The 17,445-nt window shown below is 66.1% G+C and carries 15 protein-coding genes and 2 pseudogenes; 6 read left to right on the forward strand and 11 right to left on the reverse strand.

Annotation, left to right across the window (positions count from 1 at the left end; translation table 11 throughout):
• Position 1 precedes the first annotated feature (1 nt).
• Both K9D25_RS13870 and K9D25_RS24935 read right to left on the reverse strand, forming a co-directional pair.
• Positions 2-2,434, reverse strand: a complete 2,433-nt coding sequence (locus K9D25_RS13870; RefSeq protein WP_244376073.1) for an autotransporter outer membrane beta-barrel domain-containing protein — start codon at positions 2,432-2,434, stop codon at positions 2-4.
• Positions 2,361-2,687, reverse strand: coding sequence for an autotransporter-associated beta strand repeat-containing protein (locus K9D25_RS24935; RefSeq protein WP_432207880.1), 327 nt, complete (start codon positions 2,685-2,687; stop codon positions 2,361-2,363). Before K9D25_RS24935 ends, K9D25_RS13870 begins: the two co-directional genes overlap by 74 nt.
• Positions 2,688-3,114: 427 nt before the next feature.
• On the opposite strand from K9D25_RS24935, the pseudogene K9D25_RS13880 reads away from it, so the two are divergent.
• A pseudogene (locus K9D25_RS13880) lies at positions 3,115-4,287 on the forward strand (IS3 family transposase).
• Between the two features lie 55 nt (positions 4,288-4,342).
• Here the strand turns inward: K9D25_RS13880 and K9D25_RS13885 are convergent.
• A pseudogene (locus tag K9D25_RS13885) lies at positions 4,343-4,793 on the reverse strand (transposase); the annotation flags it as partial.
• Positions 4,794-4,912: 119 nt separating this feature from the next.
• Complete coding sequence (locus K9D25_RS13890; RefSeq protein ID WP_244376075.1) at positions 4,913-6,124, reverse strand: NADP-dependent isocitrate dehydrogenase; 1,212 nt, start codon at positions 6,122-6,124, stop codon at positions 4,913-4,915.
• Between the two features lie 286 nt (positions 6,125-6,410).
• Here K9D25_RS13890 and K9D25_RS13895 point away from each other — a divergent pair, with 286 nt between their 5' ends.
• From K9D25_RS13895 to rpsD, 4 genes are all read left to right on the forward strand, one after another.
• Positions 6,411-7,247 carry an RNA methyltransferase gene (locus K9D25_RS13895; protein WP_244376077.1) on the forward strand — a complete coding sequence of 279 codons (837 nt, stop codon included), beginning with the start codon at positions 6,411-6,413 and terminating at the stop codon, positions 7,245-7,247.
• Positions 7,248-7,391: 144 nt separating this feature from the next.
• Positions 7,392-8,234, forward strand: a complete 843-nt coding sequence (gene murI, locus K9D25_RS13900; protein ID WP_244450875.1) for a glutamate racemase — start codon at positions 7,392-7,394, stop codon at positions 8,232-8,234.
• Positions 8,235-8,348: 114 nt separating this feature from the next.
• Positions 8,349-9,614, forward strand: a complete 1,266-nt coding sequence (locus K9D25_RS13905; RefSeq protein ID WP_244376079.1) for a lytic murein transglycosylase — start codon at positions 8,349-8,351, stop codon at positions 9,612-9,614.
• 246 nt (positions 9,615-9,860) lie between these two features.
• Positions 9,861-10,478, forward strand: coding sequence for a 30S ribosomal protein S4 (gene rpsD, locus K9D25_RS13910; RefSeq protein ID WP_244376081.1), 618 nt, complete (start codon positions 9,861-9,863; stop codon positions 10,476-10,478).
• 59 nt (positions 10,479-10,537) lie between these two features.
• Here rpsD and K9D25_RS13915 read toward each other — a convergent pair whose 3' ends face one another.
• The 7 genes from K9D25_RS13915 to purC all read right to left on the reverse strand — a co-directional run bounded on the left by K9D25_RS13915 (position 10,538) and on the right by purC (position 16,640).
• Entirely contained in the window at positions 10,538-11,629 is a 1,092-nt protein-coding gene (locus K9D25_RS13915; protein ID WP_244376083.1) for an alpha/beta hydrolase, read from the reverse strand.
• A 182-nt stretch (positions 11,630-11,811) separates the two neighbouring features.
• Positions 11,812-12,150: a Grx4 family monothiol glutaredoxin gene (gene grxD, locus K9D25_RS13920; RefSeq protein ID WP_244376085.1), complete on the reverse strand. Its 339-nt coding sequence runs from the start codon at positions 12,148-12,150 to the stop codon at positions 11,812-11,814.
• 72 nt (positions 12,151-12,222) lie between these two features.
• Complete coding sequence (locus tag K9D25_RS13925) at positions 12,223-12,456, reverse strand: BolA family protein (RefSeq protein WP_244376087.1); 234 nt, start codon at positions 12,454-12,456, stop codon at positions 12,223-12,225.
• A gap of 13 nt (positions 12,457-12,469) precedes the next feature.
• Positions 12,470-14,683, reverse strand: coding sequence for a phosphoribosylformylglycinamidine synthase subunit PurL (gene purL, locus K9D25_RS13930; protein ID WP_244376089.1), 2,214 nt, complete (start codon positions 14,681-14,683; stop codon positions 12,470-12,472).
• A gap of 50 nt (positions 14,684-14,733) precedes the next feature.
• The gene (gene purQ, locus K9D25_RS13935; protein WP_244376091.1) at positions 14,734-15,432 is read right to left on the reverse strand and encodes a phosphoribosylformylglycinamidine synthase subunit PurQ; all 699 of its coding nucleotides are present in this window, start codon (positions 15,430-15,432) and stop codon (positions 14,734-14,736) included.
• Positions 15,433-15,437: 5 nt separating this feature from the next.
• On the reverse strand, positions 15,438-15,680 hold the full coding sequence (gene purS, locus K9D25_RS13940) for a phosphoribosylformylglycinamidine synthase subunit PurS (protein WP_244376093.1): 243 nt from the start codon (positions 15,678-15,680) through the stop codon (positions 15,438-15,440).
• A 150-nt stretch (positions 15,681-15,830) separates the two neighbouring features.
• Positions 15,831-16,640: a phosphoribosylaminoimidazolesuccinocarboxamide synthase gene (purC, locus tag K9D25_RS13945; protein WP_244376095.1), complete on the reverse strand. Its 810-nt coding sequence runs from the start codon at positions 16,638-16,640 to the stop codon at positions 15,831-15,833.
• 312 nt (positions 16,641-16,952) lie between these two features.
• Between purC and K9D25_RS13950 the strand changes: the two genes are divergently transcribed.
• Positions 16,953-17,276, forward strand: coding sequence for a DUF1476 domain-containing protein (locus K9D25_RS13950; protein ID WP_244376097.1), 324 nt, complete (start codon positions 16,953-16,955; stop codon positions 17,274-17,276).
• Positions 17,277-17,445 lie beyond the last annotated feature (169 nt).

Raw genomic sequence — 17,445 nt, forward strand, 5'->3', positions numbered from 1 at the left:
GTCAGAACCTCACCGAGAACTGGGCGCTGAAGGCGTTCTGGCTCGCCTGCGCGGCGATCTGCCCAGCATAGTTCAGCTGGAGCGTGACCGTATCGGACAGGCCATAGGCGAGGCCGGCGCCGACGAGCAGCGTGTCCTGCGCGATCGGCACGCCCTGGATTTCGAAGGGCGTGGTGCCGGACAGGAAGCGCATCGTCGCCGTCGAGTTGGTGTCGCCGAAGGCATGCTGCCAGCCGAGCGTCGCGCTCGGCGTCACGGTGCGACCGCCCCACTCGAAGGAGGTCGCCATCCGCGCGCCGACCGTGGAGTAGAACGTGTCCTGCCCGGCGACATCGACCGCGAGCCCCGCCGCGTTGAGCCAGCTCTCGCTGGCCGAGCCGCCGGCCACGCCGACATAGGCGAGACCGACGAAGGGCTCGATCTCGTAGCCGGCATAGGCCATGCGATAGCCGGCCTCGCCGAAGATCTGCGTGGTGCCGACCATGTAGCTCGCGCTCTCCTGTTCGGCGAAGCCGGGGAAGGCCACGGTACGCTCCACATCGATATCGTGCCAGCTGTAGGAGGCACCGCCGCGCAGGCCGAGGGCGCCGAACTGCGCGCCGAGATAGACGCCCAGATCGACATTGTCCATCGAGCCGGACGAGGAGCGACCGTCGACAGCGAAGGTCGAGCGGCTGTAGCCCGTCACCACGCCGCCGCGGACATTGTCGGCGAGGGCCGCGTCGACGCCGCCGAGGAAACCGCCGATCGAGGAGGAGATGGTCGCCGCATTGCCATTGCCGAAGGCATCGCCCCAGGCGCCGTAGCCTTGCGCCCACAGCGTGGGGGCGAGTTCGCGGCTGAGCGCTGCCGTCGCCGGGCCCGCCGCCTTGGCGGCGTAGCCGAGCGCGCTGGCATCCGTGCCCATATCCGCCTGGCGTAGGCGGGCGCCGACCGCGTCGCGCAGATAGACGCTCTCCTGCTGGATCACGGTGTTGACCGACGGGTAGATCTCGCCGGTCAGCTGGTTCAGCGCCGGGGCCACCGCGCTGTCGGGCAGCATCAGCAGCGCCTCGAACACCGCATTGCCCTCGCCGAGCGCCTGTGCCGCCACCGCGACATGGGCCTGGTTCGGCGTCTGCGCGTAGTCGACGAATTCGGCGCCGCTATAGACGAGGTCCAGATAGACATTGTGCAGGTCGTAGGTCAGCGTCGGCCGCAGGAAGGCAAAGTTCGAGCTGACCGTACCGAACTTGCCCGTCACGGTGCCGGAGGTGGTCAGGATGGTGACCTGGCTCTGGCGGTCATAAGTGCCCGGCGTCGCCACCACCTTCACGCTCGCCCCCGAGGAGAGCGTGACATTGCCGGAGGCGACGATGAGGTCATGCGCGCCCTGCGGCGTCACATCCACGGAATAGATCGAGCCGCTGTTGAAGGCCACCGGCCCGTTGATGGTCAGGGTGCCCGGGGAATAGCCCGGCGCCACCACGCCGCCGCTGTTGACGGTGAGGCCAGCAATGGTGGCCGAGCCGCCCAGCACGCCGCCGGCATTCACCACGAAGGTGGCCGTCGTCGTCGATCCCTCCACCAGCGCGGTCGTCGAGTTCTGCAGCGTCACCTGACCCGAATAGGACGAGCCAAACACCGCCGTGCCGCCGCCGGTGAGGGTCAGCGTGCCGTTGCCGCTGATGGCGCCGGTGATGGTGTAGGTGTCGGAACGGTTGAACACCAGATTGGCGTTGTTGACGATGTCGCCGACGACCGACCCTGTGGTGCCGCCATTGCCGATCTGCAGCGTGCCGGCGGAAATGGTGGTGGTGCCGGTACCACCCTGATTGCCGATATTGAGGCTGGCGCAGCGCGAGAGGTCGCCGCAGCTGGCCTGCACGTTCACGGTGCCGCCGGTCTGGTTCACCGTGCCGGTGCCGCCCCAGTCGCCGACCTGCAGCGCGACGCCGATATTGAGCGTGCCGCCGGTGACGGTGAGGGTGCCGGTGTTCGCCGTGCCGGACGTCGTGCCGGTGCCGACCGCGAGATAGTCGATTGCGGTCGTGCCGCTGGCGACGGCGATCGAGCCGCCCTCGATATAGGCCTCGCCGCCGGTGATGGTGGCGTCGGCCAGCGTCAGGACGCCGCTGCCCGTCTTGGTGAAGGTGCCGTAGGAACTGTCCCAGGCATTGCCGGTATTGGTGATGGTGCCGCTGAAGGTGCTGTTGTTCGCGGAGTCGAGGGGCGGCCGGTAGGTGTTGGTGGTGACCGTGCCGTCGCCGCTCAGGCCGGCGACGGTCTGGCTGGCGGTGAGGTTCAGCGTCGCACCGTCGGCGATGCTGACCGCCGCGCTGCTGAAGAGCGCGCCCGCCGCCCCGGCGGTGAGGGTGCCCTCAGCGATCGTCAGCGTGCTGGCAGAGCTGTTGGCGCCGGTGAGGACCAGCGTGCCCGACCCTGTCTTCGTCAATGCGCCTGCGCCGGAAATTGCGCATGCAAGCGTTGCCGAACCGGAGACGTTCAGCGTGCCGGTGACGCCGGTGTTCAGCACCATGGTGTTGCTGATTCGCGGTGGCCGCCGCGGCGAAATCCAGCGTTGCGTTGCCGGCAACGGTCACCGTGCCGGTGCTCAGGGCGTCGTTGGCGCCGACAGTCAGCGTCCCCTCATAGAGGGTTGTGCCGCCGGCATAGGTATTCGCGCCGTTCAGGACCAGCGTGCCCACCCCGCGCTTGATCAGCCCGCCGGCCTCCGCAACGACGCGAGGTGTTGGCATCGGGGGTGAAGGTGCTATCGGCGTAAAGCTCGACCCAGCGGTCGGAAGTTATGTCAGCGGTCGTCGCGAGCGTGGCGAACGCCATCTGCAGCATGCCGCGGGCATCGCCCAAGTGTTTGTCGGAGCTGATCTGGAGAGCAACGCCGGCAACAGTTGTTTCGCCGACATAGGAATTTTCGGCGGCGAGAACAATGGTTCCGCCTCCGGTTTCGCTTCCGCGTAGACTGAGAGTTCCGGTTCCCGATGATCCGAGACCATTTTCTGGACCGCCGGAAGCTGGAGTTTCCGGCCTTAGTGATCTGATCCCCGAAAACTGGACCGTTTGAAGCTGGAGATTTCGGCGCGAGAATCCTCTGGCTGGAAGGAGCGGAAGACGATGAAGGCATCGAAGTTTTCGGACGCGCAGAAGGCGTTCATCCTGAAGCAGCGAGCGGATGGAGTGCCGGTGGCCGATATCTGCCGGCGGGCTGGGATCAGCCAGGCGACCTACTTCAACTGGAACAAAAAATACGAGGGGCTCGCCCCGCTCGAGATGAGGCGGCTGAAGCAGCTCGAGGATGAGAACACGAAGCTGAGGAAGCTCGTGGCCGACCTCTCGCTCGACCGGGAGATGTTATAGGATCATCCGGCCTAAAATCGATCCACAGGATCGATTTCTTGACGGCCTCCTATCCGCCGAAAAATCTGAGGCCTGGTCGCAAGCGCGAGCTCGTCGGCATGACGTGTGGCGAGTGGCAGGTGTCGATCCGCCGGGCCTGTGTGCGGCTCTGGAGTTCGACCGGTCCACGTACCACTATCGATCCTGCCGACCCGACCGGGCCCCCTTGGCGGCCTGCATCAGGACGATCTGTGAAACCCGAGTCCGCTATGGCTACCGGCGTGTGCAGGTATTGTTGCGGCGGGAGGGCTGGGCGATCAACCAGAAGCGGACCCGCAGGATCTACAATGAGTTAGGCCTTCAGCTGCGCAACAAGACGCCGAAGCATCGGGTGAAGGCGAAGTTGCGAGAGGACCGGGCGCCGGCCACCCGGCCGAACGATGTCTGGGCGATGGACTTTGTCCACGACCAGTTGGCTACCGGCCGCAAGATCCGGGTGCTGACCGTGGTCGACACCTTCTCGCGCCTCTCGCCGGTCGTCGATCCGCGTTTCAGCTATCGGGCGGAGCACGTGGTCCCGACCCTGGAAAAGGTCTGCGCCAAGGTCGGCTATCCGCGAACGATCCGGGTCGACCAGGGCTCGGAATTTGTCTCCCGCGACCTCGATCTGTGGACCTATGCGAAGGGGGTGACGCTGGACTTCTCCCGGCCGGGAAAGCCCACCGACAACGCGTTGTTCCGTAGGGGGATTGATCCACCGGATCAATTCCTGATCCCTCCTCACATTCAATGGTCGCTTCCGGAGCGAGTGCCTGAACACGCATTGGTTCCTGACGCTTGCCGACGCGGCCGAAAAGATGGAGGGTTGGCCCAGATACTACAACGAGGATCGGCCACAAGCCTCCGATCTCACTGCAGAACCCCGGCGGCGCACCCAACCCACCGCCGTGAAGCCGGCCGGAAACTCCAGCTTCCGGCGGTCCAGTAAATGGTCCCGGATCACCGCCAAGGGGGCCTGGTCGGGTCGGCAGGATCGGTAGTGGTACGTGGACCGGTCGAACTCCAGAGCCGCACACAGGCCCGGCGGATCGACACCTGCCACTCGCCACACATCATGCCGACGAGCTCGCGCTTGCGACCAGGCCTCAGATTTTTCGGCGGATAGGAGGCCGTCAAGAAATCGATCCTGTGGATCGATTTTAGGCCGGATGATCCTGTAACATCTCCCTGTCGAGCGAGAGGTCGGCCACGAGCTCCCTCAGCTTCGTGTTCTCATCCTCGAGCTGCTTCAGCCGCCTCATCTCGAGCGGGGCGAGCCCCTCGTATTTCTTCTTCCAGTTGAAGTAGGTCGCCTGGCTGATCCCGGCCCGCCGGCAGATATCCGCCACCGCCACGCCGTCCGCTCCCTGCTTCAGGATGAACGCCTTCTGCGCGTCCGAAAACTTCGATGCCTTCATCGTCTCCGCTCCTCCCAGCCAGGGGATTTTGACGCGGAAATCTCCAGCTTCAAACGGTCCAGTTTTCGGGGATCAGATCAGAGCCCCCCGGGACGCAACGCGCCCCGGGGGGAGAAAACTCAGGCGAGCGCCTTTCCGAGATTCTCGGAGATCTTATCGAGAAAGCCGGTGGTGGAGAGCCACTTCTGGTCGGCGCCGACCAGCAAAGCGAGGTCCTTGGTCATGTAGCCGCTCTCGACCGTGTCGACGCAGACCTTCTCCAGCGTGGTGCAGAAGGTGGCGAGTTCGGCATTGTCGTCGAGCTTGGCGCGATGGGCGAGCCCGCGCGTCCAGGCGAAGATCGAGGCGATGGAGTTGGTCGAGGTCTCCTTGCCCTTCTGGTGCTCGCGATAGTGGCGCGTCACCGTGCCGTGGGCGGCTTCCGCTTCCACCGTCTTGCCATCCGGCGTCATCAGCACCGAGGTCATCAGGCCGAGCGAGCCGAAGCCCTGCGCCACGATGTCGGACTGCACGTCGCCATCATAGTTCTTGCACGCCCAGACATAGCCGCCGGACCATTTCAGCGCCGAGGCCACCATGTCGTCGATCAGGCGGTGCTCGTACCAGATCTTGTGCTTCTCGAACTCGGCCTTGAACTCGGCGTCGTAGATCTCCTGGAATATCTGGCGGAAGCGGCCGTCATACTGCTTGAGGATGGTGTCCTTGGTGGACAGGTACACCGGGTACTTGCGCATCAGGCCGTAATTGAGCGAGGCGCGGGCGAACTCGGCGATGGACTCGTCGATATTGTACATCGACAGCGCGACGCCGGCGCCCGGGTACTTGTAGACCTCGTGCTCGATCACCTGCCCGTCGTCGCCGACGAACTTGATGCTCAGCGTGCCCTTGCCGGGAACGAGGAAGTCGGTGGCGCGGTACTGGTCGCCGAAGGCATGGCGGCCGACGATGATCGGCTGGGTCCAGCCCGGTACGAGGCGCGGTACGTTCTTGCAGATGATCGGCTCGCGGAAGATCACGCCGCCGAGGATGTTGCGGATGGTGCCGTTGGGCGAGCGCCACATCTTGGCGAGATTGTACTCGGTCATGCGGCCGGCGTCGGGGGTGATGGTGGCGCATTTCACGCCCACGCCCACGCGCTTGATGGCCTCGGCGGCGTCGATGGTGACCTGATCGCCCGTCGCGTCGCGATTGGGCAGGCCGAGATCGTAATATTCGAGCGGCACATCCAGATAAGGATGGATGAGCTTGTCCTTGATGTACTGCCAGATGATCCGGGTCATCTCGTCGCCGTCGAGCTCGACGACCGGATTCGCCACCTTGATCTTCGCCATGAAATAGCACCTCGCACGGAAATCGTTGTCGGAGGGGTCGCGGCGCGTGTCCGCGCGGGCAGACGCCGGATGGGCGGGTGATACCCCGCCGTGCCTCCAAGGGAAAGCAGGGACCGGGCCAATTTCGGCAAATCTGCCGTGCCGGCGGCCGTTTATGCGCCGAGGCGGCTGGCATCTGGTATGCCGTGCGACAGATACACGGTGGAAGCCGCTTGCCGCTTCGCAAGCGGGCCGGGCGCCGCTATAGGAGCGCAGCTTTCAAGAGGCGAAGCAGCGGGGAGACACGATGTCCGGCGCCGGCACCGATAGCACCAAGCCCTGGCCGGAAAACGGGCCGGTGGTGATTCTGGTCGAGCCGCAGCTTGGCGAGAATATCGGCTCCGCCGTGCGTGCCATGGGCAATTTCGGCCTGACGCGGCTGCGCATCGTCAATCCGCGCGAGGGCTGGCCTAACCCCAAGGCCGTCACCTTCGCCTCGGGCGCCGACCGCATCCTCGACAATACCGAGATTTTCCCGGACCTGCGCGCGGCGCTCGCGGATCTCAATTTCGTCGCCGCCGCCACGGCGCGCGAGCGCGGCATGCAGAAGGCGGTGCTTGGTGCCGATGCCGTCGCGGTGGAAACCGCCTCCCGCATCGCCGGCGGCGAGCAGGTGGGGCTGGTGTTCGGGCGCGAGCGCACGGGACTCTATACGGAAGAAGTCTCGCTTGCCGATGTCATTCTCACTTTGCCGGTCAATCCCGCCTTCGCCTCGCTGAATCTCGGCATGGCGGTGGCGGTGGTGGCCTATGAATGGTTCAAGCTGGCCTCGGGCGGGGCTCTGCCCTTCCAGCAGCCGGACCGCTACCCCATCGCCGACAAGGCCGACCTCCTCGCCTTCTTCGACCATGTGGAGCGCGAGCTGGACGAGGCGCTGTTCTTCCGCTCGCCCGAGAAGAAGCCGGTGACGATCCGCAACATCCGCAACATCTTCCATCGCGTCGGGCTGACGCGGCAGGACATTGCCACGCTGCACGGCATGGTGGCGGCGCTGGTAGAGGGAAGGCGGGTGCGCGAGGCGCGCACCGCCGCGCGGCTGGAGGGGCGGACCGGCGCGCCGGAGGAGGGCGCGGGCGAGGGGTGAGCGGACGGCAACGAAACATTCACCAAGATGCGCCACAATGATGCCCGGGATGGAGGACATCAGATGCGTATCGAGGCTTCTCCCGTAACCGTTGCCGGCCTACGCGGCGTCTCGCCACCTGCTTCGTCCACCGGGGCTGTCGCCGTGTCGTCTCTGCCGCCTGCCACCGCTCTGCGCGCGCCGACCATACTGGTGTTCGATTCCGGGCTCGGCGGCCTCTCCGTGTTTCGCGAACTCGCCCGCGCCCGGCCGGATGCGCGCTTCGTCTATGCCGCCGACGATGCCGCCTTTCCCTATGGCGCGCTGAGCGAGACGGCGCTGGTCGCCCGCGTGATGGCGGTGATGGAGCATCTCATCGCCCGCCACGCGCCCGATGCGGTGGTCATCGCCTGTAACACGGCCTCCACCCTGGTGCTGGCGCCGCTGCGGGAACGCTTCGCCCTGCCGTTCGTCGGCACCGTGCCGGCGATCAAACCGGCCTGCGAAAGCTCGCTGACGCGTCAGGTGAGCGTCCTGGCGACGCCCGGCACGGTACGGCGCGACTACACGCAGAAGCTGATCCACGATTTCGCCGGCGATTGCCATGTCACTCTCGTCGGCTCCACCCGGCTGGCGCCGCTGGCCGAGGCGGCGATGCGCGGCGAAGGCGTGAGCGACGAGGAACTCGCTGCCGAGATCGCCTCGGCCTTCGTGCGCGAGGGGCGTGCGCGTACGGACACGGTGGTGCTGGCCTGCACCCATTATCCACTGCTGCGCGACCGGCTGGAGAAGGTGGCGCCCTGGCCGGTGCGCTGGATCGACCCCGCCCCGGCGATCGCCCGGCGCCTGTCCTCGCTGATCGGCCCCGTCGCCTTCGCCGCCAGCCCGGCGCCGCTGCGGCTGTTCTCCACGGGAGAACGGCTCGACGCCGGAATGGTGGAGCGCATCGTCGGGCGTCGCGCGCGGGCCGGCGAAATCCTCGCCATGGACGCGCCCGCGCTCGCGTGATCCACTGCGCGGTATCCCGTTGTGCGGGGTGCGGAGTGCAGGAGTTCCCTGAACAGGATGCCTTGCCGGCGCCGCGATCCCTGCCCAACATGCCGCAACGGCAGGAGCATTGACGTGACGCGCGACCCTTCCACCGCCCCGGCGCGGGCACTGGCCGCCAGCCGGCGGGCTTTCCTTCTCGGCGCCGGCGCCAGCTTCGGGGCGTTCGCCCTCGCGGGCGGCGCGCAGGCGCAGGTGGCGAAGGAGCGGTTCGAGGCGTGGGTGGTGACCTTCCAGTCCCGCGCCCGCGCCAAGGGCATTTCCGATTCGGTCTATGAGCGGGTGATGGGCGGGCTGCGGCCCGACCTTTCCGTCTATGCCAAGGACAGCGGCCAGCCGGAATTCCGCGAGCAGCTCTGGCAATATCTCAACCGGCGCATTTCCGACTGGCGGCTGATGACCGGCCGGGCGGCGGCCAAGGAAAACGCCGCGCTGATGAAGCGCCTGCAAAAGGATTTCGGCGTCGAGCCGGATGTGCTGCTCGGCCTGTGGGGTATGGAGAGCGCCTTCGGCGAACTCGTCACCGATCCCGACCATATGAAGCCGGTGTTTCCCGCGCTCGCCGCGCTGGCCTGGGGCGAGCCGCGCCGGCGCAGCTATTGGGAGACCGAACTGATCAACGGCCTCGCCATCGTCCAGCGCGGCTGGGCGAGCCCGGACGACATGCTCGGTTCCTGGGCCGGGGCGATGGGGCACACCCAGTGGATGCCGGAAGTCTGGCTCAATCTCGGCGTCGACTATGACGGCGACGGCGCGCCCTCACCCTACCGCGTCGCGGACGCGCTGGCGGGCTCCTCGCTCTACCTCATCAAGCGCGGCAAATATCAGCGCGGCCTGCCCTGGGGTTTCGAGGTGCGCATGGACGGCGTGCCGGAAAAATACGCCGATGCCAAGGCCTGGCGCACGGTGGAGGAGTGGGCCAAGCTCGGCGTCACCCCGGCCGGCGGCGGGCGCTTCGACCTACCCAAGGCAAGGGCGCGGCTGTGGGCGCCGGTGGGGCCGGAAGGGCCGTGCTTCCTGCTGACGCAGAATTTCTATGCCGTGCGCAGCTACAACCCTTCGATGAACTACGCGCTCGCCGTCTGCCATCTCGGCGACCGGGTGCTGGGCGGCGATCCCTTCATCACACCCTTCCCCGGCGGCGAGCGGGCGCTGACCCTGGCGGAAATCCAGGAAGTGCAGCGGCGGCTGACGCGGGCGGGATTCGACACCGGCGGCGCCGATGGCCGCGTCGGCAACATGACCATGCGCGCGGTGGCCGATTTCCAGCGCAAGATGGGCGTGGAGCCCGATGGCTACGCCAGCCTTGAGGTGCTGGCGGCGCTACGCGGGGGACGGTAAGCGCGTTCATCGCGTGCTCCGGTCTCTTTCGCGCCGTCCGGATGACGGAAGGACGACAGGAACTTGACCTTCCGCCCTTTTGTGCCTATGCACCCGGCCAAGCGCGGGGCTGGAAACGGCCCCGCGTGGTGTTTCACGCACCCGTGGGCCTTTCCGGCGCGTTCGGAAAGATCCTGTCGGCTCCCGAAACGGGGGTAGAGGAGGGGGCGCGATCCAAACCGCAACGATATGCGAGAGGACCTGCGCATGAGCAAGCGCGTTTCGGCCAAGCACAAGCTTGACCGCCGTATGGGCGAAAACATCTGGGGCCGCCCGAAGAGCCCCATCAACAAGCGTGAATATGGCCCCGGCCAGCATGGCCAGCGCCGCAAGGGCAAGCTGTCCGACTTCGGCGTGCAGCTGCGCGCCAAGCAGAAGCTGAAGGGCTATTACGGCTCGATCGGCGAGAAGCAGTTCTATTCGGTCTATGTCGAGGCCTCGCGCCTCAAGGGCGACACCGGCGCCAACCTGATCGGCCTGCTCGAGCGCCGTCTCGACGCGGTGATCTACCGCGCCAAGTTCGTCCCGACCGTGTTCGCCGCCCGCCAGTTCGTCAGCCACGGCCACATCAAGGTCAATGGCCGCCGCGTCAACGTCCCGTCCTACCAGGTGAAGGTCGGCGACGTGATCGAGGTGAAGGAAGCCTCCAAGCAGCTCGTGCTGGTGCTGGAAGCCGTCGCCTCCGGCGAGCGCGACACCCCGGACTATCTCGAAGTCGATCACTCCAAGATGACGGCCAAGTTCGTCCGCATCCCGGAGCTCAACGAGGTGCCCTATCCGGTCGTGATGGAGCCGAACCTCGTGGTCGAATATTATTCGCGCTGATCCTTCCCCGGATCGCGAGACACGGAAAAGCCGCCCGGTGGGGCGGCTTTTTTGTTGGGTCAGGTGGCGGGTTCGATGCGGTACAGCCGCCCCGGCCGTATGGGCTTGCGCCCTGCAATCTCGTCCGGCGCCCGGCCGGCGATGACCTGCCGGACATCGGCTATGACCTCCGGGCGCAGCCGGTAGTACTGGTGGCGACCATGCTTCCATTCGGCGGTTTCGCTGACGGCGGCGCAATCGATGCCGTAGATATTGCTGTCGAGCCCGTCGACGATGCGCGGCCCCCAACTGCCGAGCCGGTCCGGGTTGAGCTTGGTGGTGTCGCTGATCAGCAGCGCCAGGTCACGCTTGCTGTGATAGACGTGCACCGCGTCGGCGAGTTGCGGCAGCAGCCCGAGCTTGTGCTTGTGCTCCAACGCATCGGCGTCCTCGTCGGCAGCCATCAGGAAGGCGTTGGTGAAAATCTTGGGCAGCCGCGCACCGCTGATCAGCGTGCGCAGCGAGAGCAAGGCATGGCGCAACGCCCAGTTCCCCATGCTGTGTGCCACAAGGTGCAGGCATTGCTCGCACGGCTCCGCCTGGGTGGCGATGTCCTGCTTGCGCAGTTCCATCAGGTAATCCAGCAGCCGACGCAAGCTGCGAGCGATTGCCTTGCCTGACGATTCGGCATCATCGCGATCGCTGAAATATTTCCATTTGTGAGCGGTCTCGCCATTCTGGCCGAAGCCGAGCCCATCGCCGCCATCGGCTGGCCAACTGAAGGCGAAGACGAGCGGCTCCTTGTCGCCGTCCAGCCAGAGATCGTGCAGCTGTGCCGCGCGCTGGATGGCGGTTTGGAAGCTCGAATTGAAGCCGTGGATATAGACGATCACGTTGCGCTTTTGCGCCCGGGATTTGCGGGTGAGCTCGTCGAAGATCGCATGCGATCCCAGCAGTTCCTCCCCGCCGCGTGTGGCGGCCGGTGCTTCGGGCGCAACATGGACGGAGTTGATGACGAAGCCGTCGTCCGGTGCATGGATCTGGTCGGCCACCTTCGTCACTTCGGCGAAGCCAACCCGATATATCGCGGGACCCTCCGCGTTGTAGCGGTCCCCGAATGGCGGCGAGCGATCCTCGATGTGGCGCCGATTCGTCGCAAAATAGATGCGCATGGCCTTGCCCCCTCATCAAGGTACCATTAACGCATCAAAGAGACACAACCTCAAGTAAAAACATGCAGCTTATGCGGGTGTCATCCGGCGCTGTGATGCGGCGCCCACTCTGCCGGCGCCAGCAAAAAAGCCGCCCGGTGGGGCGGCTTTTCAGAAACGCGATCGTTCCGTCCCGAACCGTCTTAGGCCGTCGCCTTGCCCATGACCGGGACGCCCTTCTCTTCCAGCAGCGTCTGCAGCTCGCCGGACTGGTACATCTCGCGGACGATGTCGCAGCCGCCGATGAACTCGCCCTTGACGAAGACCTGCGGAATGGTCGGCCAGGAGGTGTACGCCTTGATGCCGTTGCGGATCTCGTCGGAGTCGAGGACGTTGATGCCCTTATAGTCGACGCCGAGCAGGGCGAAGACCTGCGCCACCTGGCCGGAGAAGCCGCACATCGGGAATTGCGGCGTGCCCTTCATGAAGACGACGACGTCGTTGCTCTTCACCTGGCCGTCGATGAAATCGTGAATGCTCATCACATTGCCTTTCGCCCTTGCGGGCCTCGCGAGATGGTGTCGTGGCGGCGCGGCTCAGCGCGCCGGCCGCCTTCAGTCGGGTACATTGGTCTGAAGCGCGAGGGCGTGCAACACGCCGCCCATCTGGCCCTTCAGCGTCGCATAGACCATCTGATGCTGCTGCACCCGGCTCTTGCCGCGAAAGCTCTCGGCCACCACCGTCGCGGCATAGTGATTGCCGTCGCCGGCGAGATCGCGGATCTCCACCGAGGCGTCCGGCAGCCCTTCCTTGATGAGGCGCTCGATTTCCGCCGCTTCCATCGCCATCAGACAGGCTCCCTCACATCAAGCCCGCGCCCATATAGATGGGCAGCCAGGCCTCGTGCCGCTCGCGCAGCGCGTCCACTACAATTGGGCGCTCGCCCGCAATATTCAATCGGTCGCCGCCCGTGGTGCCGAGCTTGGCGAGCGGGATGCCGGCCACCTCCGCCCGGCGCGCGACCAGCGCCTTGGCGCTTCCCTCGACGGTGACGATGTAGCGGGCCTGATCCTCGCCGAACCAGAAGGCGAAGGGGTTCATGTCAGGCGGCGGCGCGGCGAGGGTGGCACCGATGCCGGAGGCCAGCGCCATTTCCGCCAGCGCCACCAGCAGGCCACCATCGGACACGTCGTGCACGGCGGTGACGAGCCCGTCAGCGATCAGCGCGCGCACCAGATCGCCGGTGCGGCGTTCCAGATCGAGATCGACCGGCGGCGGGGCGCCGTCCTCGCGGTCGAGGATTTCCGACAGGAAGGCGGACTGGCCGAGCCAGCCGGTGGTGGCGCCGAGAACGAGGATGGTTTCGCCGCCGGCCTTGAAATCCAGCGTCGCCATCTTCTCGATGTCGTCGAGCAGGCCGACGCCGCCAATGGTCGGGGTCGGCAGGATGCCGCGGCCATTGGTTTCGTTGTAGAGGCTGACATTGCCGGACACGACGGGGAAGTCGAGCGCCAGCGCCGCCGCGCCGATGCCGCGAAGGCAGCCGACCAGCTGGCCCATGATCTCCGGCTTTTCCGGATTGCCGAAATTGAGGTTGTCGGTCAGCGCCAGCGGTTTGGCGCCGACGGCGGTGATGTTGCGCCAGGCTTCCGCCACCGCCTGCTTGCCGCCCTCGAACGGGTCGGCCTCGCAATAGCGCGGGGTCACGTCGCAGCTCATGGCCAGCGCCTTGGGCCCGTTCTCCACCCGCACCACCGCCGCGTCGCCGCCCGGGCGCTGCGCGGTGTTGTTGAGGATGAGATAGTCGTACTGCTCCCAGATCCAGCGCTTGGAGGCGAAATCGGGCGAGCCGATCAGCCGCTCCAGCGCACCGGGAATGGTGGCGGTGATGTCGAGCGAGGCGGGGTCGATGCGCTGCTGCTTGGGCGTCTCCACCCAGGGGCGATCATAGAGCGGGGCCTCGTCGCCCAGTTCCTTGATCGGCAGGTCGGCCTTGATCTCGCCCTTGTGCTTGACGACGAAGCGCAGCGTGTCGGTGGTGTAGCCGACGATGGCGAAGTCGAGGCCCCATTTGCGGAAGATGGCTTCCGCCTCGTCTTCCTTGCCCGGCGCGATGACCATGAGCATGCGCTCCTGGCTCTCGGACAGCATCATCTCATAGGCGCTCATGCCCGCCTCGCGGCAGGGCAGCTTGTCGAGGTCGAGCTCGATGCCGAGGTCGCCCTTGGCGCCCATCTCCACCGCCGAGCAGGTGAGGCCGGCGGCGCCCATGTCCTGAATGGCGACGACGCAGCCCGCCTCCATGATCTCAAGGCAGGCTTCGAGCAGCAGCTTTTCGGCGAAGGGGTCGCCGACCTGCACGGTGGGGCGCTTTTCTTCCGCGCCCTCGCCGAATTCGGCCGAGGCCATGGTGGCGCCGTGGATGCCGTCGCGGCCGGTCTTGGAGCCGAGATAGACCACGGGCAGGCCGACGCCGGTCGCCTTGGCGTAGAAGATCTTGTCGGCGTCGGCGAGGCCGACAGCCATGGCGTTGACGAGGTTGTTGCCGTCATAGCGGGTGTGGAAGCCCACCAGACCGCCCACCGTCGGCACGCCGAAGGAATTGCCATAGGAGCCGATGCCGCTCACCACGCCGGCGAGCAGATGCCGGGTGCGCGGGTGCTTGGGGTCGCCGAAGCGCAGCGCGTTCAGTGCCGCGATCGGGCGGGCGCCCATGGTGAACACGTCACGCAGAATGCCGCCGACCCCGGTCGCCGCGCCCTGGTGAGGCTCGATATAGGAGGGGTGGTTGTGGCTTTCCATCTTGAACACGGCGGCCTTGCCGTCGCCGATGTCGATGACGCCGGCATTCTCGCCCGGGCCCTGGATCACCCACGGCGCCTTGGTCGGCAGGCCGCGCAGGTGCAGGCGCGAGGATTTGTACGAGCAGTGCTCGTTCCACATCGCCGAGAAGATGCCGAGCTCGGTGAAGGTCGGCTCGCGGCCGATCAGCTTCAGGATGCGCTCATACTCGTCCGGCTTGAGGCCGTGCTCGGCGACGAGTTCGGGAGTGATTTTCGGTTCGGAGGGGATCATGTGAAGGCCGTCATTCCGTTACGCGGTCGGGCAGGGCGGGGGAGGCGGGGTCACGCCTTCTCCAGCACCCCGACGAGGCTCTCGAACAAAGCGCGCCCGTCGGTCGGGCCGACCTGCGGGTCCACATGGTTTTCCGGGTGCGGCATCAGGCCGAGCACATTCAGCTTCTCGGAGACGATGCCGGCGATGGAATTGGCGGCGCCGTTCAGCACCTGCGCGTCGTCGCGGTGGCCGTCGGGCATCACATAGCGGAACAGCACCCGGCCCTCATCCTCCAGCTTCTTCAGCGTGGTGGCATCGGCGGTGTAGTTGCCCTCGCCATGGGCGACCGGGAACCGCACGATGGCGCCGCGCGCATAGCGGCGCGTGAAGGGGGTGTCGTTGCGCTCCACCTTCAGCAGCGCCTCGCGGCAGATGAAGCGCAGCCGGGCGTTGCGGACCAGCACGCCGGGCAGCAGCCCGCTCTCGCACAGGATCTGGAAGCCGTTGCAGATGCCGAGCACCAGCCCGCCGCGGGCGGCATGGGCGCGCACCGCGTCCATGATGGCGGCGCGGGCGGCAATGGCGCCGCAGCGCAGATAGTCGCCATAGGAGAAGCCGCCCGGCAGCACGACGAGGTCCGTGCCGGCGGGCAGGGCGGTGTCGGCATGCCAGACCATGGCCGGCTTGACGCCCGAGACCAGTTCGAGCGCGCGCGCGACATCGCCCTCGCGATTGGAGCCGGGGAAAACGAGGACGGCGGCTTTCATCGTCGTCAGCCCACCAGCTCGATGCGGTAGGATTCGATCACCGTATTGGCGAGCAGCTTCTCGCAGGCGTCCTTCAGCGTCGCCTCGGCCTTGGCGGCATCGCTGGTGTCCAGCTCGATATCGAAGACCTTGCCCTGGCGGACGCTGGAGACGCCGGGAACGCCGAGCGAGCGCAGGGCGCCCTCGATGGCCTTGCCCTGCGGGTCGAGCACGGCGGATTTCAGGGTGACGAGGACGCGCGCCTTCATGGATCACTCTCGGGGAGGTTCGTGCGACAGAAGCACCGAAAACAGAAACGGGGGCTTTGAGGCCCCCGCCTACCATCTGGCCGCGAACGGCTCAATGCTCGAATGCGGAATGGCTGACCCGAGGGCAGGACATTCCGCATCCGGCACGTTTCATTCGTCGGGTTCGGATTTCACCAGGACAGGGCCGCCCGGCTGGGCGCGCTCATTCTCGGTCATGATGCCGAGGCGGCGGGCGACCTCCGAATAGGCCTCCACCAGCCCGCCCATGTCGCGACGGAAGCGGTCCTTATCGAGCTTGTCGTTCGACTTGATGTCCCACAGCCGGCACGAATCCGGGCTGATCTCGTCGGCGACGACGATGCGCATCATGTCGCCTTCCCACAGGCGGCCGCATTCCATCTTGAAGTCGACAAGACGGATACCGACGCCGAGGAAGAGACCGGACAGGAAGTCGTTGACGCGGATCGCCAGGGCGATGATGTCGTCGATTTCCTGGGTGGTGGCCCAGCCGAAGGCGGTGATGTGCTCTTCCGAGACCAGCGGGTCGTTGAGCGCGTCGTTCTTGTAATAGAACTCGATGATCGAGCGCGGCAGCTGCGTGCCCTCCTCGATGCCGAGGCGGGTCGACAGCGAGCCGGCGGCGACATTGCGCACCACGACTTCAAGCGGGATGATCTCGACCTCGCGGATGAGCTGCTCGCGCATGTTCAGCCGCTTGATGAAATGCGTGGGGACCCCGATCTCGTTGAGTTTCAGGAACACATATTCCGAGATGCGGTTGTTCAGCACGCCTTTGCCGTCGATGACGTCGTGCTTCTTGGCGTTGAAGGCGGTGGCGTCGTCCTTGAAGTGCTGGATCAGGGTGCCGGGCTCAGGACCTTCATAAAGGACCTTCGCCTTACCTTCATAAATGCGGCGGCGGCGGCTCATGGGTGGGTACCGTCGGTTGAGGAAGTCCATTAGGATGCCGGGGCTCCGGTTCCGGGTTCACGGCTGGGGGCGCCGCGTCTGCGCGAACTCTCCGCGCTCTGACGATTCGTCTCGCATGGCGCGGGCACCCTCGAGCGCGACACTATCGCATCGGGGGGGCGGATACAAACGCCGCCGCATGCACGGCGCCGCATGACAGCGTCTGTTGCGGGGCTATCCACCGCGCCGGTTCGGGGCGAGCGTCACATTGCCCTAGGTAATGGTCGCGATGGTGCCGGGCGTTGATTTGGGGGCGGCGTCGCGATAATCAAGCCGCGCTTTCCAGAGACACGGGGCGACCAGATGAGCACGTTTGACAAGCGCGAAGACGCGTTCGAGGCGAAGTACGCCCACGACCAGAATCTGCGCTTCAAGGCGCTGGCGCGCCGCAACAAGGCGCTCGGCCTGTGGGCCGCCGAGAAGCTCGGCCTGACGGGCGATGAGGCAAATGCCTATGCCGGTTCCGTCATCGCCGCCGACCTCGAAGAGGCGGGTGACGAGGATGTCTACCGCAAGCTGAAGGCCGATTTCGACGCCAAGGGCGTCGATGTGTCCGAGCACCGCATCCGCCGCACCATGGAAGAGCTGCTGGCCGAGGCGATCGAGACGCTGAAGAAGGAAGGCTGAGCCCTTCCGCCTGCTGCCGGGCGGCGCCCGTCCGGGTGTCTCGCCGGCGGGGCATGTCTTTACGCCCGCCGCCGATCCCGGCGGGCGGCCTTCGCCTTTGTTTACTCCGCTAGGTAATGCAACCAATTTCGCCGGATTCGATTGCTATCGAGGATGGATAGCGAGCGGG

The organism is Ancylobacter polymorphus, from assembly GCF_022836935.1.
In the GTDB taxonomy this organism is placed as follows: Bacteria; Pseudomonadota; Alphaproteobacteria; order Rhizobiales; family Xanthobacteraceae; genus Ancylobacter; species Ancylobacter polymorphus_A.

Coding starts and splice junctions, on each gene's coding strand:
- grxD (WP_244376085.1), bottom strand. CDS start 12,150: ATGAGCATTCACGATTTCATCGACGGCCAGGTGAAGAGCAACGACGTC.
- purS (WP_244376093.1), bottom strand. CDS start 15,680: ATGAAGGCGCGCGTCCTCGTCACCCTGAAATCCGCCGTGCTCGACCCG.
- purL (WP_244376089.1), bottom strand. CDS start 14,683: ATGATCCCCTCCGAACCGAAAATCACTCCCGAACTCGTCGCCGAGCAC.
- purQ (WP_244376091.1), bottom strand. CDS start 15,432: ATGAAAGCCGCCGTCCTCGTTTTCCCCGGCTCCAATCGCGAGGGCGAT.
- K9D25_RS13895 (WP_244376077.1), top strand. CDS start 6,411: ATGTCCGGCGCCGGCACCGATAGCACCAAGCCCTGGCCGGAAAACGGG.
- K9D25_RS13890 (WP_244376075.1), bottom strand. CDS start 6,124: ATGGCGAAGATCAAGGTGGCGAATCCGGTCGTCGAGCTCGACGGCGAC.
- rpsD (WP_244376081.1), top strand. CDS start 9,861: ATGAGCAAGCGCGTTTCGGCCAAGCACAAGCTTGACCGCCGTATGGGC.
- K9D25_RS13925 (WP_244376087.1), bottom strand. CDS start 12,456: ATGGCGATGGAAGCGGCGGAAATCGAGCGCCTCATCAAGGAAGGGCTG.
- purC (WP_244376095.1), bottom strand. CDS start 16,640: ATGGACTTCCTCAACCGACGGTACCCACCCATGAGCCGCCGCCGCCGC.
- K9D25_RS13915 (WP_244376083.1), bottom strand. CDS start 11,629: ATGCGCATCTATTTTGCGACGAATCGGCGCCACATCGAGGATCGCTCG.
- K9D25_RS13950 (WP_244376097.1), top strand. CDS start 16,953: ATGAGCACGTTTGACAAGCGCGAAGACGCGTTCGAGGCGAAGTACGCC.